This window comes from Mycolicibacterium thermoresistibile, assembly GCF_900187065.1.
Lineage (GTDB): Bacteria > Actinomycetota > Actinomycetes > Mycobacteriales > Mycobacteriaceae > Mycobacterium > Mycobacterium thermoresistibile.
On the sequence record NZ_LT906483.1, the window covers coordinates 3,230,998 to 3,248,566 of the forward strand.

General features: G+C 65.8%; 15 protein-coding genes. 5 read left to right on the top strand and 10 right to left on the bottom strand.

Annotation, left to right across the window (positions count from 1 at the left end):
* Position 1: 1 nt before the first annotated feature.
* From CKW28_RS15145 to CKW28_RS15190, 10 genes are all read right to left on the bottom strand, one after another.
* Entirely contained in the window at positions 2–1,135 is a 1,134-nt protein-coding gene (locus CKW28_RS15145; RefSeq protein ID WP_040547392.1) for an MCE family protein, read from the bottom strand.
* The gene (locus CKW28_RS15150; protein ID WP_003927103.1) at positions 1,132–2,394 is read right to left on the bottom strand and encodes an MCE family protein; all 1,263 of its coding nucleotides are present in this window, start codon (positions 2,392–2,394) and stop codon (positions 1,132–1,134) included. The genes CKW28_RS15145 and CKW28_RS15150 overlap by 4 nt, the downstream gene beginning before the upstream one ends.
* The gene (locus CKW28_RS15155; protein WP_040547896.1) at positions 2,391–3,704 is read right to left on the bottom strand and encodes an MCE family protein; all 1,314 of its coding nucleotides are present in this window, start codon (positions 3,702–3,704) and stop codon (positions 2,391–2,393) included. Before CKW28_RS15155 ends, CKW28_RS15150 begins: the two co-directional genes overlap by 4 nt.
* A complete protein-coding gene (locus CKW28_RS15160) occupies positions 3,701–4,729 on the bottom strand; it encodes an MCE family protein (protein WP_040547394.1) in 1,029 nt (342 codons plus the stop codon). Before CKW28_RS15160 ends, CKW28_RS15155 begins: the two co-directional genes overlap by 4 nt.
* 8 nt (positions 4,730–4,737) lie before the next feature.
* Positions 4,738–6,099: an MCE family protein gene (locus CKW28_RS15165; RefSeq protein WP_040547396.1), complete on the bottom strand. Its 1,362-nt coding sequence runs from the start codon at positions 6,097–6,099 to the stop codon at positions 4,738–4,740.
* A 2-nt stretch (positions 6,100–6,101) separates the two neighbouring features.
* On the bottom strand, positions 6,102–6,956 hold the full coding sequence (locus CKW28_RS15170) for an ABC transporter permease (RefSeq protein WP_040547397.1): 855 nt from the start codon (positions 6,954–6,956) through the stop codon (positions 6,102–6,104).
* Positions 6,953–7,663, bottom strand: a complete 711-nt coding sequence (locus CKW28_RS15175; protein WP_050812064.1) for an MlaE family ABC transporter permease — start codon at positions 7,661–7,663, stop codon at positions 6,953–6,955. Before CKW28_RS15175 ends, CKW28_RS15170 begins: the two co-directional genes overlap by 4 nt.
* Before the next feature lie 134 nt (positions 7,664–7,797).
* Positions 7,798–9,252: an amidohydrolase family protein gene (locus CKW28_RS15180; RefSeq protein WP_131588064.1), complete on the bottom strand. Its 1,455-nt coding sequence runs from the start codon at positions 9,250–9,252 to the stop codon at positions 7,798–7,800.
* 8 nt (positions 9,253–9,260) lie between these two features.
* Positions 9,261–10,814: an AMP-binding protein gene (locus CKW28_RS15185; RefSeq protein ID WP_003927110.1), complete on the bottom strand. Its 1,554-nt coding sequence runs from the start codon at positions 10,812–10,814 to the stop codon at positions 9,261–9,263.
* A 5-nt stretch (positions 10,815–10,819) separates the two neighbouring features.
* Positions 10,820–12,763, bottom strand: coding sequence for a fumarylacetoacetate hydrolase family protein (locus CKW28_RS15190; RefSeq protein WP_003927111.1), 1,944 nt, complete (start codon positions 12,761–12,763; stop codon positions 10,820–10,822).
* A 134-nt stretch (positions 12,764–12,897) separates the two neighbouring features.
* Here CKW28_RS15190 and CKW28_RS15195 point away from each other — a divergent pair, with 134 nt between their 5' ends.
* The 5 genes from CKW28_RS15195 (at position 12,898) to CKW28_RS15215 (ending at position 17,567) form a co-directional block, all read left to right on the top strand.
* On the top strand, positions 12,898–13,452 hold the full coding sequence (locus tag CKW28_RS15195; RefSeq protein ID WP_003927112.1) for a TetR/AcrR family transcriptional regulator: 555 nt from the start codon (positions 12,898–12,900) through the stop codon (positions 13,450–13,452).
* Positions 13,453–13,574: 122 nt separating this feature from the next.
* On the top strand, positions 13,575–14,231 hold the full coding sequence (locus CKW28_RS15200) for a TetR/AcrR family transcriptional regulator (RefSeq protein ID WP_197700594.1): 657 nt from the start codon (positions 13,575–13,577) through the stop codon (positions 14,229–14,231).
* Between the two features lie 26 nt (positions 14,232–14,257).
* Complete coding sequence (locus CKW28_RS15205) at positions 14,258–15,571, top strand: acyl-CoA dehydrogenase family protein (protein ID WP_003927114.1); 1,314 nt, start codon at positions 14,258–14,260, stop codon at positions 15,569–15,571.
* A 38-nt stretch (positions 15,572–15,609) separates the two neighbouring features.
* Positions 15,610–16,602, top strand: a complete 993-nt coding sequence (locus tag CKW28_RS15210; RefSeq protein WP_234784938.1) for a phosphotransferase family protein — start codon at positions 15,610–15,612, stop codon at positions 16,600–16,602.
* Complete coding sequence (locus tag CKW28_RS15215) at positions 16,599–17,567, top strand: NADPH:quinone oxidoreductase family protein (RefSeq protein ID WP_003927116.1); 969 nt, start codon at positions 16,599–16,601, stop codon at positions 17,565–17,567. Before CKW28_RS15210 ends, CKW28_RS15215 begins: the two co-directional genes overlap by 4 nt.
* Positions 17,568–17,569 lie beyond the last annotated feature (2 nt).

The following is a 17,569-nucleotide window of genomic DNA, read 5'->3' on the forward strand; positions in this document are numbered from 1 at the left end:
ATCATGGCCCCTGGTCGAATCGATACGGAGCGACAAGCGGATTGGTCGCGGTGTACGGGCTGGGTGTCTGGCCGATGGTTCGTCCCCACTGCAGTTCCAGCTCGGTCAGGTCACCCTCCCACCGGGTTCCGGTGAAGAACGACGTGTCGATCCGGCTCAGCGTGAGGTCGATGATCCAGGTCAAGTTGGCGTAGTCCCCGCGAAACCAGTTCTCCACGGTCTCTTTCGGCCACGGGAAGGTAGCCAGCAGGCTCAACGACCGGGTGAGTGCGGGGCCCGCGTCGGCGAGCGACTTCAGTACCGCAACGAGATTGCGCAGTTCGGTCGCCAGCGACTCCTTGCTGTGTTCGACGGTATCGGCGGTCAGGGAACTGAACTCACCGAAGCGCACCAGTGCCTCGGCGAGTGTTTCGCGTCGGTCCCGTAGCACCGCGAGGGCGTCCGGCACGGTCTGCAGTGCCCGGTCGAGCACCGGCCTCTGCTCAGCGACCTGGGAGACCAGGTTGTCGAGACTTTCGGTGGCCGCGATGATGTCGTCGGTCTGGGTGTCGACTGCTGCGATGAACCGGTCAAGCTCACCGATGAGATCGCGCAGATCGCGCTCACGTCCCGCGAACGCAGTGCGCAACGCGGTGGTGATGTCCTGGACCCTACCGACGCCACCGCCGTTGAGTAAAAGCGACAGCGCCGCCAGGGTTCGTTCGGTGGTCGGATAGGTTGCGCCCTGCTCCAGCGGTACCATCGACCCCTCCCGCAGTCGACCCTGTGGCGCGGCGTCGGTGGGTGGCGCCAGTTCGATATGAGTGGAGCCGAACAAGCTGGTCTGCCCCACTTTGGCGGTGGCGTTGGCGGGTAACTCGACATCGCCGTTGAGCCTCATGGTGACAAGGGCATGCCAGCCTTGGCGTTCGATCCTCGTCACCGTGCCGACGTTGACGTCGCCCACCCGAACACGGGCGTTCTGTTGCACCGTGGTCACGTCGGGTATCTGCGCTGTGACGGTGAACGCGCCGGGTCCGCCGCCCTCGGTGCCGGGCATGGGAAGGGAGTTCAGTCCGCGCCATTGACAACCCGTCAACAACACGACCACGGCCGCTGCGCCGGCCAGCGCCGACGCACACGTGGGCACTCTCACCGTCCGCCCTCCTCGGGAACGAGCAGACCCTTCAACCCGGTGGCGGGGTCGGTCGATACGGGGGGCCGCTCCGCAGGCAGCCGGACGTGGCCGGGACGCAACCGATCCTCGCTGTAGGTGATCTCATTCGGCCGCGCCTCGGCTCCCACGAACGGGTTCAGCCCGAGCGGGAGGAAGTTGTATCGCCGGTTCTTCACGATCGGCGCGAGATACTGCACGCACAGCTTGGCGGCGTGCTCGGCACCGAGCCGGGAAGCGGCCTGAACTGCACTGCAGATGAGGTCGATCGGGTTGGCGAAATTGTTCAGAGCCAGCGCGCCGGTCAGGGTCGCCTGGGCAGGTTGGTAGGCGTTGGCCAGGTTGGCGGCCCCGTTCGGTGCGACATGCAGGGACTGCTTGATGTCGGGCAGGCTTTCGACGACCGCATCGGTCACAGAAGCGAGTTTGTCGACCGTGGTACCGAGTGTCTCCCGGTGATCGACAACGAATGTCGTCACATCATCGATTGCGGTGTTGAGGTCCTCGACGGCGCGGCTCACCTCGCTCGGGCCGTTGGCCAACAGCGCGGTGGTTGCCGCGAAGTTGTGGTTGAGCTGTGCGAGCAACTCCCTGCTGGACGTCAAAGCCGACACGAGCGTGGACAGGTTCTTCACCGTGGCGAACAGATCGTCGCTGTGGTCACCGAGCGCGGCGAACGCCTCCGACATCTGAATGAGCGCCTCGCGCAGGTTCATTCCCTCACCGCGCAGATTGTCCGCAGCGGTCTGAATGAACGCACCCAGGGTGCTCACCCCATCGGAATAGGTAGGTTGCATTGCTTCAGTGAGCTTTTCGAGTTGCTGACGCAGACCGTCCCACTCCACCGGAACCGCGGTGCGTTCATTGGGGATCTCTGCGTGGTTCGCGATCCGGGGACCGCCGCGGTACACGGGGGTGAGCTGTATCGCACGTGCAGTCACCAGTTGCGGTGCCACGATCACCGCCTTGACGTCGGCCGGGATCGGGTACTTGTCATGAACCCAGAAGGAGATCCGGGCACCGTCGGGTCGCGGTTCGATGCGTTCGATCTCGCCGACCCGCACCCCGAGGATGCGCACCTCATCGCCCGCATAGATACCGTTGCTGTTGTCGAAGTATGCCACCAGGCGGGTCTTCCGGGCCGATTCCCACATCGACCCACCCACCGCGGCGATACCACCCAGCAGTGACGCGATCAGGACAACCGCCAGTCCGAATGTGAATGTGCGCGAGCGGGTCATTGCGACTCCCCATCGATCTCCGGTGTGTCCGGCTCACCCGCCGAAACCTCGTTCGGTGCGGGCACGAACACGGGTTCGCGGACCGGGACGGGCGGTATCGCCGCCGGAGGCCCGGGTGGTGGCCCGCCCGGCGGCGGGGCCGGGAGCGGTTCGCGATACGGATACCGCGGATCGCCGGGATTCCCGGTGATCGCATCGGGCAGCGTGAGACGGGGCCCACCACCCTGCCCGGTGCGCGGGTACGGCACCGGAGCCGCCGGGGTCCCCGGTTGCCCCACTTGGGGGTCGTTGAGCTGGCTCGGCAGGAGCACGTTCGGATCCAGCCCCAGATCGGAGAACGCCGCGTCGATGAATGGTTGGACGAACTGTCCTGGCAGCAGGTTGGCGACATATGAGTTGAAGAACGGGCCCGAGCTCACCGCCTCGCCGAGCCGGGTGTGATAGCCCTGCGCCAGATGGAGAGCATCCTGCACCTGTTCCTTACGGTTCTCCACGATGGTCAGCACGCCGTTGAGCTTTTCCAGCGCCGGGCTCAGCGTGTCGTGGTTTTCGGAGATGAATCCCGATACCTGCTGCGCGAGCGCGGAGATGTTGGCCGAGAGTTGGTCGAGTGCCGCGCTCTCGGTCCGCAACTGCACCAGCAGGGCGTTGGAGTCACGGACCAGCGCGGCGATCTGTTGGCTTCGCTCGCCGAGCACCCCGGTCGCCTTCCTGGCGTTTTCCAACAGCTGACGCAGCTGCTGATCCCGGCGGCCGAGGGACTCCGAGAACCGGGTCACGCCTCTCACAGCGGCCTGTACCTCGGCGGGGGTGTTCTCGAATGTCTCCGCCAGCGTCGCCAGCGACTCCGAGACGCCGGCGGTGTCCAGCCCGGCGATGGTGGACGCGAGATCACCCAGAGCATCGGGCAGTTCATAGGGCGAAACTGTCCGTTCCACAGGGATCGATGCGCTCAACCTGCCCTCACCGCGGGAAGTGATGTCGAGAATCTTCGCACCCAGCAGGCTCTTGGTCTTGATTGCGGCTTCGCTGAGTTCTCCGAGGCGGATGTTCGGGCGCACTCTGAACTCCACCCGCACATGAGGTCCATCCAGCTCAACCGCGGACACCTTGCCGACCCGCATTCCGGACACCTGGACGGCGGCGCCGGCACGCAGGCCGCCGGATTCGGCGAAGTACGCGCTGTACCGGGTATCCGAGGAGACCACCGGGAGATTGTCGTACTGCAATGCGCCGGCGATGATGATGGTGCCGACGCCGATACCGACGGCGCCCATCACTCGCTTGTTGCGTTCGGCGAAGGGTTTCATCTCGGTGCACACCGTCCCGAGGACTGTCCGGCGACCTGCACGTAAACCGGCTGTCCGCCTTTTCCATTGATCTTGAGCAGGATGTCGCACAGATAGAAGCTGAAGTAGTTGCCGTACAACCCCTGGCGCGCCAGAATCCGATATGTGTCCGGCAGGGTGTTGAGTAACTCATCGAAGTATTCGTGATCGGTGATCACGATCGCCGCGGCGCGGTCGGTCTCGGCCACCACTCGCTGTGCCGGCTCCCTGATTCGTTCGAAAAGATCGGCGACCGTATCCGCGGCGGCATTGGTGGCGGCAACCGCATCGCTGATCTCGAACTTGCGAGCCTCGAGTGCGCCGACCAACTCCGAAAGCGATGCCACAGCCTTGTCGAACTGCTGATGCTGATCACCCAGCGAGCCCAGCACGACGTTGAGGTTCGTGATCACCTGCCCGATGAGTTCATCGCGATCCGCCAGTGCCGAGGTCACCGTGGCAATCTCGGCCAACAGTGACTTCACGGTCGTACCCTGTCCTTGGAAGGCGGCGATCAACTGCCCGGACAGCGCATTTACCTGATCGGGATCCAGCGCGCGGAACAGCGGCCTGAACCCGCCGATCAGGGCATCTAGATCCAATGCAGGCAAGGTGTTCTCACGACCAATGGTCTCACCCGGCTCGAGTCGGCTGGTGTCCCCGACCCCCTCCTCCAGAGCCAGATACCTTCCACCGATGAGATCGGCCCAGCGGACAGCCGCACGGGTGCCACGTGTGAGGACGGTGCCGTCATCAGTGGAGAACTCCACCACCACAGTCGAGTCCGGTTGCATCAACAGCCTCTTGACCTTTCCGACCTCCACCCCGGCGATGCGGACGAAGTCTCCTTCCTCCAGGCCGGTGACATCGGCGAACTCAGCGCGGTAGACCTGCTCCCGTTGAAACCGCAACTCCGCGAAGATCACTATCATCGCTACGACGGCGACGCTGCATACGGTCAGGAAGATCGACAGGCGCCAGATCGCACCACCGAAGTTGTCTCTCACGCGATTCCTTACGGTTGGCCCGATTGAGTTCGCGGCGTGGGTTCATCTGTCGTCGGCTCCGGTGGACTCGACTGCCCGACTGGTGGTGCAGGCACCGGCGCGGCTACCGGACCATGGGGTATCGACGGCGACGGTCCGGGTGCGGGTGGCCCCTCGCCGAGCACGTACGGATGTTCAGGTACCGCACGGGTGGCGGGAAAGAAGTTGATGAACCAGGGATGGCCGATGCCGGGGTTGGTCCGGATATCAGTGCCCGAACCGAATCCGGTGTCGGTCACCAGCTTCCGGACAGGAAAGTTCTGCTCGACATCAGGCAGCGAGCCGCATCCCGGCTTACCGCCGGGACCGCCCTTGGCGTTGTGGATCGGCAGGTGTTCCGGATATCGGTACGGGTCGTCACCGAACAACAGTGTCGTATCGGCGACCAGGGTCCGGCCGTTGCCACCCAACGCATCGTAACCGCCCTTGTCCAGATAGAGCTTTGCCCCGACGAGCAGGCAGGTGTAGACGGGGTCGTACTTCAGCAGCAGATCGGTCGTGGGCCTTGCCTCGTTCACCGCGGTGACGAAGTCGTCCCTGGTCGAACCGAGCAGTTCCGTGCCGATGTTCGCCATCCCGATCGTGCTGAGCAGCAACGCATCCAGCTGAGAAGAGCGTGCCTCGACGGTGTCGGCGGTGGTGGCTGCCGCATCGAGGATCGCGAGAATGTCCTCCGCGGCCATGCCGTAGGCGTCGGTGAAGCCCTTGAAGGAGCGCCAGCCCTGCGCCATGCTGTCGATACGGACGTTCAGTTGCCGTAGCGTCTCGGAGACGGCCGTGGTGGCTTGACCGATGCTCTCCCCCCTACCGCGTACACCGTCGGCGAGCGCGGACAGCGTCGCATTGAGCTTGGCTACATCGATCTGATCCAGCACCGCGACCAGGTTCTGAAAGACGGTGTTCACCTCGGTCGCCACATTGCGTGAGTGCACCGTCATCCCGGCCGCCAGCCGCGCCTGACTCGGAGCCGGTGGCGGAATGAGCTCCACATACTTCGCCCCGAACGCGGTGGTGGCCTTGATCTCGGCTTCCACGTTCGACGGGATGAAACTCAGCTTGTCCGGGAAGATCTCGAGCTCGAGCCGCACCGGCGCGGCGCCGCCCTCGATCGCGCCGACCCGGCCGACGTCGACTCCCCTCATCCGCACCTTCGCGCCCTTCTCCAACACCAGGCCGGTGCGGTCGGCGGTCAGGGACACCGGGACGTACCGACGAAACGTTCCCGCGAACAGGGTTGAACAGACGAAAACCATTCCCGCGACGACGGTGATCATGATCGCCGCCCACCAACCCAATGGGAGAGTGCGTTCCCCGTAACGCAGTCCGGGCATTCTCATCCTGCCATCTGGAAACTTCCGGACTGGCCGTATATGGCCAGCGACACGAACACGACGACAAAGGAGGCACTGATCAGCGAGGTGCGCACCGCGCGACCCACCGCATCCCCCACACCGGCCGGGCCGCCCGAGGCGTGGTAGCCGTAGTAGGTGTGCACCAGCATGATGACCACTGCCATGGTGAGGGCCAGGAAGAACGACCAGATGACGTCGGTGGGACGCAGGAACGTCTCGAAGTAGTGGTCGTAGACCCCGGTCGACTGCCCGTAGATCGTCGTGGTGCCGAACCGCGCGGCCCCGAATGCCATGATCACCGCGACGCAGTACAACGGGATCACCACCAACACGCCGGCGACTACCCGACTCGACGCCAGGTAGGCGATCGACCGAATCCCCATCACCTCCAGGGCATCGATCTCCTCACTGATCCTCATCGCACCCAGCTGCGCCGTCGCTCCGGCCCCGATGGTGGCCGCCAGTGCGATACCGGCGGTCAGCGGCGCAATGTTGCGGACGTTCAGATACGCCGATAGGAATCCGGTGAGCGCCTCCACCCCGATGTCGGCGAATTGGTTGTAGCCCTGCACCGCGATCAGCACTCCGGTGGACATGGTGAGGAAACCGACGACAGCGACGGTGCCACCGATCATCGCCAGCGCCCCGGTGCCCAGGCTCATCTGAGCGATAAGCCGTACCACCTCGGCCTTGTAGTGCACCAGGGCACCGCCCGTGGAACGCAGCGTGGCGAAGTAGAACTGCGCTTGTTCGCCCACGTGCCGCCATTCGGATGCCAACGCGGACAGCGGGCGTCGCAATCGAGGATGCAGCCTGCTCGGCATTTCGGCGGTCATAACGTAATCCGAACCCCGACGGCTGTGGCGATGATGTTGATGAAGAACAGCGCCATGAATGAGTACACAACCGTTTCGTTGACCGCGTTGCCTACGCCGGCCGGTCCGCCGCCGACGAAGATGCCCTTGTAGCAGGCGATCAACCCGGCGGCCAGACCGAACAGCATGGCCTTGGCCAGACCGATGAACACGTCGGCGGCACCGGTTACCAGCGTCAGGCCCGCCACGAAAGCACCCGGCGTCACATCCTGTACGAAGACCGAGAAGCCGAAGGCTCCCGACAGGCCGACGAGCACGACCAGCGACGACAGCATCAGCGCGACCATCATGGCCGCCAGCACCCGAGGCACCACGAGCGCCTGAATCGGATCGATCCCCAATACACGCAGGGCGTCGAGTTCCTCGCGAATCGTGCGAGCACCCAGGTCGGCACACATCGCCGTCGCCCCCGCACCCGCCACCACCAGCGCTGTCACGACCGGCCCGAGCTGGGTCACTGTGCCGAAAGCCGCACCGGTTCCTGAGAAGTCAGCAGCACCGAACTCGACCAGCAACACATTGATCGTGAACACGAACAGCACCGTGTACGGGATCGACAGCATCAGCGTCGGAAGAATCGAGACCCGGGCGACGAACCACGACTGCAGCAGAAACTCTCGCCAGGCAAACGGACGTCGCCCCATCGCCACCAGGGTGTCGAGCACCATGGCGAAGAACTCCCCCGCGGTGTCGACCGGCTTTGTCACCGCTGTCACGGCAGGCAAGGCAACTCCTCCCTATGAGTTCCTTCGAACATCTGGCCGCGCACCCATACATCCCGGGCGACCACCCACGACTCCCGTCAGCTGTTCGCCTGGGCGGGCGTGTTCGCCACGTTGTCGTGGAACGTCACGCCTAGTTGATCCATGAGCCCCTGCGGGACCGCGAGCTTCCATCCCCCGACAGCAGCGACCCGCTCCGCTAGACGGGAGTGGGCTGCCTCGATCGCCGCGACGCCGCGCCGCTCCACGGCAGCTGGAAGTCTGCCGTCCTGTACGACGGTGCGCCCGGCCACCAGGACGCGGTCGATGTCGCGAGTGGTGGCCTGGAGCACGATCGAGTCGATGTCGTCGATGACCGGCCGCATGTGCAGCCGGTCATGCCGCAGCAGCAGGAGGTCGGCCGACTTGCCGACATCGATGGAGCCGCATACCGACTCCAGACCGAGAGCACGGGCGCCGGCCAGCGTGGCAGCATGCAGGATCTGGCGGGTGGTGACCGGCAGCGGTTCGGCGACCGCGGTCAGACCGGATTCCTCGAGCGTCGGCTGCAGTGCGTCGCCGCGTTCATGTTGCATGAGGACCCGCATGGCGGTGAACATGTCGCCACTGTTGTTCGACACGATGTCGATGCCGATTCCGGCAGTCACCCCGGTCGCCAGTGCGCGCCGGAACACGGGCCGACCGCACCCCATCTGGAGCTCCGTGTCCGGGGTGCTGGAGACGGCACAGCCGGCATCACGCAACAACGCGAGTTCATGGTCCGAACACCGGTTGGCGTGGGAGTGGATCTGACCGGCCCGCAGCAGTCCGGCACGGTGATACAACTCCACATCGTGGAATTCCGGGCGGGTCCATACGCAGTTGGTGTGCATGGTCACCGGCACGGCGAGATCCTCGGCGGTCTGCAGTTCCCGCTGGGTCTCGGTGAACGGTTGCATGCCGAGTTCGGTGAGGGCCACCCCCATCCGGACCAGCCCGTCATCGGTCGGAAAGAACGTGCTGCGCACTCGGCGTGCATCGTCGAGACGGTGCTGCGGCGTGGTGAACACCGGATCGGCCTGCGGTGATGGATAAAAGCCGTAACACCACAAGGCCCGTACCCCGCTGTCGAGCAGTCCACGGACGGCAGCGTCGGAATGGTCGGGCGAGTTGGTGATGTGGGAGTGGTCGATGGTGGTGGTCACCCCGTTGACGAGCGCATCCAGTCCGCCGGCATATTGACCGCCATAGACGTCGTCGGGATCGTGCAGGCCGGCGAAATGGCTGCGAATACACCAGAAGTAGTCCTTCAGATTCCAGTTCGCCGTCAGTCCGCGCATGGTGGTCTGCCACAAGTGGCGATGCGTGTCGACGAAACCCGGCAGGACCCAACGGCCGGTCGCGTCGATGATCTCGGCATCGACACCGGCCAGATCGGATTCGATCGCGGTGACGCGTCCGTCCTCGATGAGCAGATCCGCTGCGCGCACGTGTGCGGTCAGCGGGTCCCCCGCGAGCACCCGGCCGCCCCTTATGACCGTTCGCTGTGTTGCCATCGCCGTCACTACCTTCCTTCTCCCATGCCGCCACCGCTTCCGTTGCTGCGCAGCAGGTGTTTACGGATCTTCCCCACCGAAGTACGGGGCAGGTCGTCGACGAACTCGATGTGGTCGGGCACCTTTCCGCGTGCCAGCCGCTCGGCGCAGAAGTCGATGAGTTGCTGAGCGGTGAGACCGCAGCCGTCGGGGGTGCGGCGCACGACGTAGGCCGTGATCGCCTCGTCGCGCACCGGGTCGGGCACACCGACCACCGCGGATTCGTAGACCGCGGGGTGTTCATTGATCACCCTCTCCACCTCGGCGGCCGCGACGTTCTCCCCGGAGCGCTTGATCATGTCCTTGGCCCGGTCGTGGAAGACCACGAAGCCGTCGGGGCGCCGCGTCACGATGTCGCCGGTGTGCAGCCAGCCGTCAACGATGGCGGCCGCCGTGGCGGCCGGATCATCGAGATAACCGGCCGTGAGCGTGATACCGGGTTCGCCGCCGACCAGCAGGTGGCCGGTCTGCCCCGGGGGAACGTCCACCCCGTGGTCGTCGACGATGCGCACCCGGTTGGGCTCGCTCGGCAGGCCCACCGTCATGTTGTCGCGCGGGCCGTAGAGCGGGTTCATCAGGGGCGGGGCGATGGTCTCGGTCATGCCGTACAGCTGCAGCAGCGGACAGTCGAACCGTTCCTCGAATCGCCGCAACTGTTCGGCTGTCAGGTTCTGAGCGAACAGCGTGACCCGCAACCGGTTGTCCCGGTCGGCGTCGCAACCCTCGTGCGCCAGAATCATTCTCACCGGGGCAGCGAACAAGCTCGCCAGAGTGGCCTGGTACCGGCGAACTTGAGCCGGCCACATCGACGCCGAGAACCGCGGCGCCACCACCACCGACGCACCACTGACCAACGCCGACATCACGCCGTAGTACTGGGCGTTGGCGTGAAACAGCGGGAGCACGAGCATCCAGCGATCGTCGGGGCGTATTCGCAGCTGTCCCGCCACGACATGCCCGGCGGCCAGGTAGTTGGCATGGGTGACCACCACCCCTTTGGGTCGGCTGGTGGTCCCGGAGGTGTAGAGCACAGCCAGCGGGTCATGCGGGCGCACCGGTGGGTGACCGGGAACGGGGCCACCGGCAATACCTTCGAATCCCCTGTCGCACACCGCAATCAAGGACGGGTCGTACGGCCACACCTCGTGCACCAGCTGGTGTCGATCATGATCACAAACCGCGGCCACACACCGGGCATGACGCAAGCAGTAGGACAGCTCCTCGCCGGTGCTGTGCGGGTTGATCGGAACCATCACCGCGCCGATCCGGGCCGCGGCGAACCAGCACGCGAAGAATTCGACACGGTTGCCGAGCACCACCGCGAACCGGTCCCCACGGGACACACCCAGACCGCTGAGCAGCGCAGCGCCCGCGGTACCCAGCTCGACCGCGTCGCTGAAGGTCAGCGTAGTGCCCCCGGAGGTCTCGTCAAAGATCAAGAACGGTGCGTGCGGGGTGGATTCGGCCCAGTACGTAAGCATCGACCAGACGGTGTGGCCACCGGAGACTGGCAGCGTCGTCATGGTCATCAGCGGGCTCCGCGTTTGGCGTGCCATTCGGCCTGCATGGTCAGCAGGGTGATCACCCCGAGTTGCGGTGTGTCCGGATCCAGTTCGCGGTATCGCTGATAGACGTTGACGACGACACGTTCGGCGTCCAGCCAGTTCGCGTATGGTCCGAGGTCGATGGTGTCGGCGGCCTCGATGAACGACAATCCACGCCGGTGGGCATCGTCGGCTTGTTCGGTGATGTACTCGAAATAGTCACGGACCGCGTGGATTCCTTCTGGACCGGTGATCGGTCCGTGACCCGGTACCACGGTGGGGGCGTCGAGGGCGAGCATGGTGTCGCAGGCGGCGATCCAATTGGCGATCGGTCCGCCCCAGACAATCGGCGTGCAGCCGATGAACAGCAGGTCGCCGCCGAACAGCACCCCGGCATCCGGGATGTGGATGACGGTGTCCGCCGCGGTGTGCGCCGGGCCCAAGTTGAGGAGCGTCACCTGCCGGCCGCCCACCTCGAGATCCAGCCGCTTGTCGAAGGTGTGATCCGCGTTGCGGATCGTGATACCACTGAAGTCGAAGTGCCCGAAACGATCTCGCGCATAGGTGGTGGCGATCGGCCCGAGGTCGCCAGTCTGGGCCAATGCCAGCATCGACGGAGCCATCTCGTGATCGATCTCGTCCTTGGTCTCCTTGGCGGCGATGATCCGGACCGAGGGGTCGAGCAACTGATTACCGTGAGTGTGGTCGCCGTTGCAGTGGGTGATCACCATGTCGGTGATCGGTGCCCGCTGAGTGATCGACTGCATCGCGTCGAGCATTTCGCGGGTCAGCGTCAAGTCGAAGAGTGTGTCGACCAGCAGCGAGGCACCCTCACCGGCCACCAAACCGGCGTTGCTCCATCCGTACCCGCCGTCGGGCAGTGTCCAGGCCCAGACGTTCTCGCCGACCTGATGCAGTCCGCGCCGGTACGGCACCTTGGCGGGTGCGGGGTTGACCCGCGCCGGCGCCGGCGCGGCATCGGGGTTGGGGCGCGGCGGAAGGAGCGTGGGGGCAGGTCGGTGGCGGACTGTCTGGCGGGTCTCACCCAGACCTTGCACCTGCAGCGTGACCTCGTCACCGTCGCTGAGCCAGCCACGGAACCCGGCCAGGTCGGTCATGTCGAGGTGTTCGACCAGCGTGCAGGTGGGAACGGTGCCGGAACCGAAGACCTCACCGGGATGGAGGAATACGCCGCGTGATGCGTAGGAGATGACCTCGGCGAATGTCCAGTCCATCGCCGCGGTGGAACCTGATCCGATCACCTCACCGTTGACCAGCGCGGTGACCGTCAGATCGAGGCGACCGTCAGTGCGGAACTCGTCTAGTTCATCAGGTGTGACCAGGTACGGGCCCAGGGTGATCCCGCTGTCCTTGCCCTTGGCTTGGCCGATGCCCAGTTGGCTCTCCAGGCTCTGCAAGTCGCGGGCCGACCAGTCGTTGAAGATCGTGTAGCCGATGATCGCCTGCTCTGCCTCGGCTACGGTGAGGTCCGCGCCACCGGTACCGATCACCGCGGCTATCTCGAGTTCGAAGTCCTGCCAGGCACTTCCGGGTGCGGTGGGGACGTCGTCATAGGGACCGAACACGGCGCTCGGGTTTGCGAAGTAGAACGCCGGAATCCGATACCAGGCGTCCTTGAGGACCCGTCCACCGCCCAACGCCTCCTGGCAGTTGCGCATGTGATCCAGAAAGCACAGGCAGTCCCGGATCGCCGGAGGACGCGGGATCGGCGCCCGCAGCACCACATCCGACAGCGGCACCACCTCAGACGGGTCACGTAACGCCCGCTCCCCCGCGTCGCGCAGCCCGTCGGCCCCGAGGGCCACGAGGTCTATCAGCTCCGTTCCGGGCGGCATCGCGTGAATGGTCTCGTCGACAACTACGCCTGCCCGGTCACCATCGCCGGTTCGGTAAGTCACCCACCGCATATCGGTCCTCTCCTGCCCGTCTCTGTGTTCGTCAGCATAGAGACTGCTAGCTGGCATGTAAAGGGTTAGTGGTTCAATAGAGAGATCACCGGCAGATAGAATGCTCACCAACACAGTCAGGAGGACGGGGGACGATGGCGAGCCGACGGGCACAGATCAGTGAGGAGAGCCGGCGGCTGCTCATTGCCGCGGCCACCGAGCTGTTCGCCGAGCAGGGCTTTCGTCGGACCACATTCGCCGACATCGCCGAACGTTCGGGAATCAGCCGCGGTTCCATTCCATGGCACTTCGGCAACAAGGACGGTCTGCTGCGGGCGGTCATCGAGGACTTCATCGCCGGCGTGATCGAGTTGGACGCGTCAGAGCAGACCCTGAGCGAAGGTCTGGACCGCATCCGTGACTACGTGCGTCGGCCGACGACCCGGTTGCTGATCACGTTGGTGGCCGAGGCCGTCGAACCCGATTCCCCCGTCCACGCGTTCTACGCCCAGCTCCACGACACTCTACGCAAGTGGTTGAGCGACTGGATCGACGACAAAGACATCCCACCCGGGGTGTCGCGGGAGAATTTCGTGACCGTGTTGATCGGAGCTGTCATCGGAGTCCACCAGCAGTGGCGAGTCGCCCCACACCACGTGGACCTCGACGCCTGCTTCGCGGCCCTCAAACAACTCGCCTCCGGCGACTGATCCGTTCCAGTCCCACCCAGGGCGGGTGGTGCTTAATCAGTCGGACACACCCTGGCAGACCTCCGCTGATTAGACAGACGTCAACTATTCCGATCGCTCAATATCGCTGTTACAGTGCGGTAATGCCGAGGCATACGGCGGTGTCCCGCGCTGACGGTGGTCAACGCCGCGCGTCCTATCAGCGTGCCCGGTCGCGCGAGACGAAACGGGCGCTGGTGCAGGCGGCGATGGCCCTGTGGCGCACCAACGGATACGCCAACACCACGGTGGCCGACATCTGCCGGGCAGCCGGGGTGTCGCGGGCGCTGTTCTACTTCTACTTCCCGGCCAAGGAGGACATCCTCTTCGAGGTGGGCCTGCTCTCCACCCAGGCCGCCCGGCGCCGGATCCGGTCCCTGCTACGGGGCGACTACGACGTCGACAGCGTCATAGCAGCGGCGCTGCGCAGCCTGGAACGGTCCATGGCGCGCAACCCACGCGAGTTGATCGTGCAGACGATCCTGGAGGGCTACCGGCACGAACACCGCATCCTGGCCGGCGAGGAGGACCCCGCCACCGGGGCCGACATGTTCGGCGAACTGTTCACCCGGGCTCAGCAGGACGGCAAACTGGCCGCGGGCATCGACGTCGACCACCTGTCCAGGGTGGCCCAGATGCTGGTGAGCGAGGGCGTACGGCACTGGGCTGCCGGGGGTTTCGGAGACCGGTCGTTCACCGAGGTCGTCGCCGGCGACATCGCGGCACTGATCGACGGATACAACCTGCGGCTGCGCCGGTGACGGTCGTCGCATGAGAGGAGCGCGAGATGGCATGGGATTTCGAGACCGACCCGGAGTACCAGAAGGTTTTGGACTGGGCCGACGAGTTCGTCCGCACCGAGGTGGAACCGCTCGACCTGGCGTTTCCGCATCAGCAGTTCGTTCCGCTCGAGGGCACACGCCGAGAGGCGATCGAGCCGCTCAAACAGGAGGTCCGCCGACGCGGGCTGTGGGCCACCCACCTGGGTCCCGAACTCGGCGGGCAGGGTTACGGACAGCTGAAACTGGCGCTGCTCAACGAGATCCTGGGCCGCTCGCAGTGGGCGCCGGTGGTGTTCGGCTGCCAGGCGCCCGACACCGGCAACGCCGAGATCATCGCCCACTACGGCACCGAGGAACAGCAGAAGCGCTACCTGCAGCCGTTGCTCGACGGTGAGCTGTTCTCCTGCTACTCGATGACCGAACCGCACGCCGGCGCCGATCCCACACTGTTCAAGACGACCGCGGTGCGCGACGGTGCCGGACCGGACGCGGACTGGGTGATCAACGGCTGGAAGTTCTTCTCCTCCAACGCCACCACCGCGTCGTTCCTGATCGTGATGGCCGTGACGAACCCGGATGTCAGTGCCTATCAGGGCATGTCGATGTTCCTGGTGCCCACCGACACCCCGGGCGTGAAGATCGAACGCAGTATCGGTTTGTACGGGGATCCGCCGGGAACGGGATCGCACGCGCTGATCCACTACGACAACGTGCGGGTGCCCGCCGATGCGCTGCTCGGCGGTGAAGGTCAGGCCTTCGCGATCGCCCAGACCCGCCTCGGCGGTGGCCGTATCCACCACGCGATGCGCACCATCGGGCTGGCCCGCAAGGCGCTGGACATGATGTGCGAACGCGCGCTCAGCCGCCAGACCCAGGGCAGCCGGCTGTCGGACAAACAGTTCGTTCAGGGCTATATCGCCGACTCCTACGCGCAACTGCTGCAGTTCCGGTTGATGGTGCTCTACACCGCGTGGGAGATCGACAAGTACAACGACTACAAGAAGGTGCGCAAGGACATCGCCGCGGTGAAGGCAACCATGCCCACCGTGCTGCACGACATCGCCTGGCGCGCCATGCAGGTGCACGGGGCGCTCGGGGTGACCGACGAGATGCCGTTCATGGGCATGATCACCGGCGCGGCGGTGATGGGGCTGGCCGACGGCCCGACCGAGGTGCACAAGGCGACGGTCGCCAAGCAGGTGCTGCGCGACTACCGGCCCAGCGACGACGTCTGGCCGTCGGAGTGGATTCCGCGTAAACGCGAAGCCGCCCTGGCCAAATACGCCGAGTATCTCGAGCATGAGGTGGGCAACCTGTGACCGAGCATCGGATCGACATCGTCCGGCTGACCGCCTGGATGGACGAGGCGGCGCTGCCCGGCAAGGGCGAACCGCTGGAGGCCGACTTCCTGTCCGGCGGAACCCAGAACGTCATCTACCGGATCCGCCGCGGCGAACACGTCTGTGTGCTGCGTATGCCGCCGCCGGACGCTCCGGCCGACCGCGACAAGGGCATCCTGCGGGAGTGGCGGATCATCGAGGCCCTCGACGGCACCGATGTGCCGCACACCGCCGCGGTGGCGGTGTGCGAGGATTCCGCCGTTCTGGGCCGGCCGTTCTACCTGATGGGCCACGTCGACGGCTGGTCGCCGATGGACCTGCTCGACCGGCGCTGGCCGGCACCCTTCGACACCGACCTGCAGGCCCGCGCCGGCTTGGCATATCAGCTCGCCGAGGGAATCGCGCTGCTGGCGAAGGTGGACTGGAAGGCCAGAGGATTACACGATCTCGGCCGCCCCGACGGTTTCCACGAACGCCAGGTGGACCGGTGGACCGGCTTCTTCGAACGGATCAAGGGGCGCGAGTTGGAGGGCATGGACGTGGCCACCGAGTGGCTGCGCACCCGTCGCCCCCGCGACTACATCCCCGGCCTGATGCACGGCGACTATCAGTTCGCCAACGTGATGTACCACCACGGCGCCCCGGCCCGGCTGGCCGCGATCGTGGACTGGGAGATGGGCACCGTGGGTGACCCCAAGCTCGACCTGGGCTGGATGGTGCAGAGCTGGCCGGAGGACACCGCCGATCCCCAACCCTCGGAGATGGGTTATGTCGACATGCGGGGGATGCCGTCGCGGGACGATGTCGTCGCGCACTACGCCGAGGTGTCCGGCCGGCAGGTCGACGATCTGGACTACTACGTGATCCTGGCCAAGTGGAAACTCGCCATCGTGCTGGAGCAGGGCTTCCAGCGGGCCGGTGACAACCCGAGGCTGCAGGCCTACGGCCCGGTCATCACCGAGTTGATGGCCTCGGCGGCCGAACTGGCCGAGTCCACCGATTACCGATGAGGGCCGCGGTCTGCACGGCCCACGGTCCGCCGGAGGTCGTGTGCATCGAGGAGCGCCCGGCGCCGGGCCTGCTGCCCGGGCAGGTGCGGGTGCGGGTGGCCGCCGCCGGGGTCAACTTCCCCGATGTGTTGCTCATCGCGGGCCGCTATCAGCTGCCGGTGCCACCGCCGTTCGTGCCGGGCAGCGAGTTCGCCGGGGTGATCGTCGAGACCTGCGGTGACACCGGAGGATTCGCCGTCGGCGATCCGGTCACCGGCACGGTGCTGCACGGCGCCTTCGCCACCGAGGTCGCGGTGCCGGCCGCCGGCCTGACCCGGGTGCCCGACGGGGTGCCGTTGCGCACCGCCGCCGCGTTCGGGGTGGCCCACCGCACCGCCTACCACGCGCTGCGGTCCATGGCCCGGCTCACCGCCGGTCAGGAGTTGATCGTGTTGGGCGCCGGCAGCGGCGTCGGCCTGGCGGCCGTGCAGTTGGGGGTGGCCCTCGGCGCGCAGGTGACCGCGGTGGCGTCCACCGCCGAGAAACTCGCGGTGGCCGGCGCCCACGGTGCCGGGCGCCGGATCTGTCACCGCGACACGGATCTGCGCGCCGCGTTGCGCGAGGTGTTACCCGGTGGTGCGGATGCGGTCATCGACCCGGTCGGCGGTGACCTGTCCGAACCGGCACTGCGCTCGCTGCGGCGGGGCGGCCGGTTCGTCACCGTCGGCTATGCGTCCGGGGTCATCCCCCGTATCCCGCTCAACCTGGTGCTGGTCAAGGGGGTGCACATCCTCGGTTTCCAGTTTCAGGATGTCGCACCCGAGGAATTCACGCGGAACGAAGACGAATTGGGCGGGTTTCTGGTGAGCGGCCGGGCCCGCCCCCACATCGGCGCGGTGTTTCCGCTCTCCGAGGCGGCGGCGGCGTTACGTCACGTCGCCGACGGTCGCGCCGTCGGCAAGGTGGTCATCGATCTGACCGACTGACC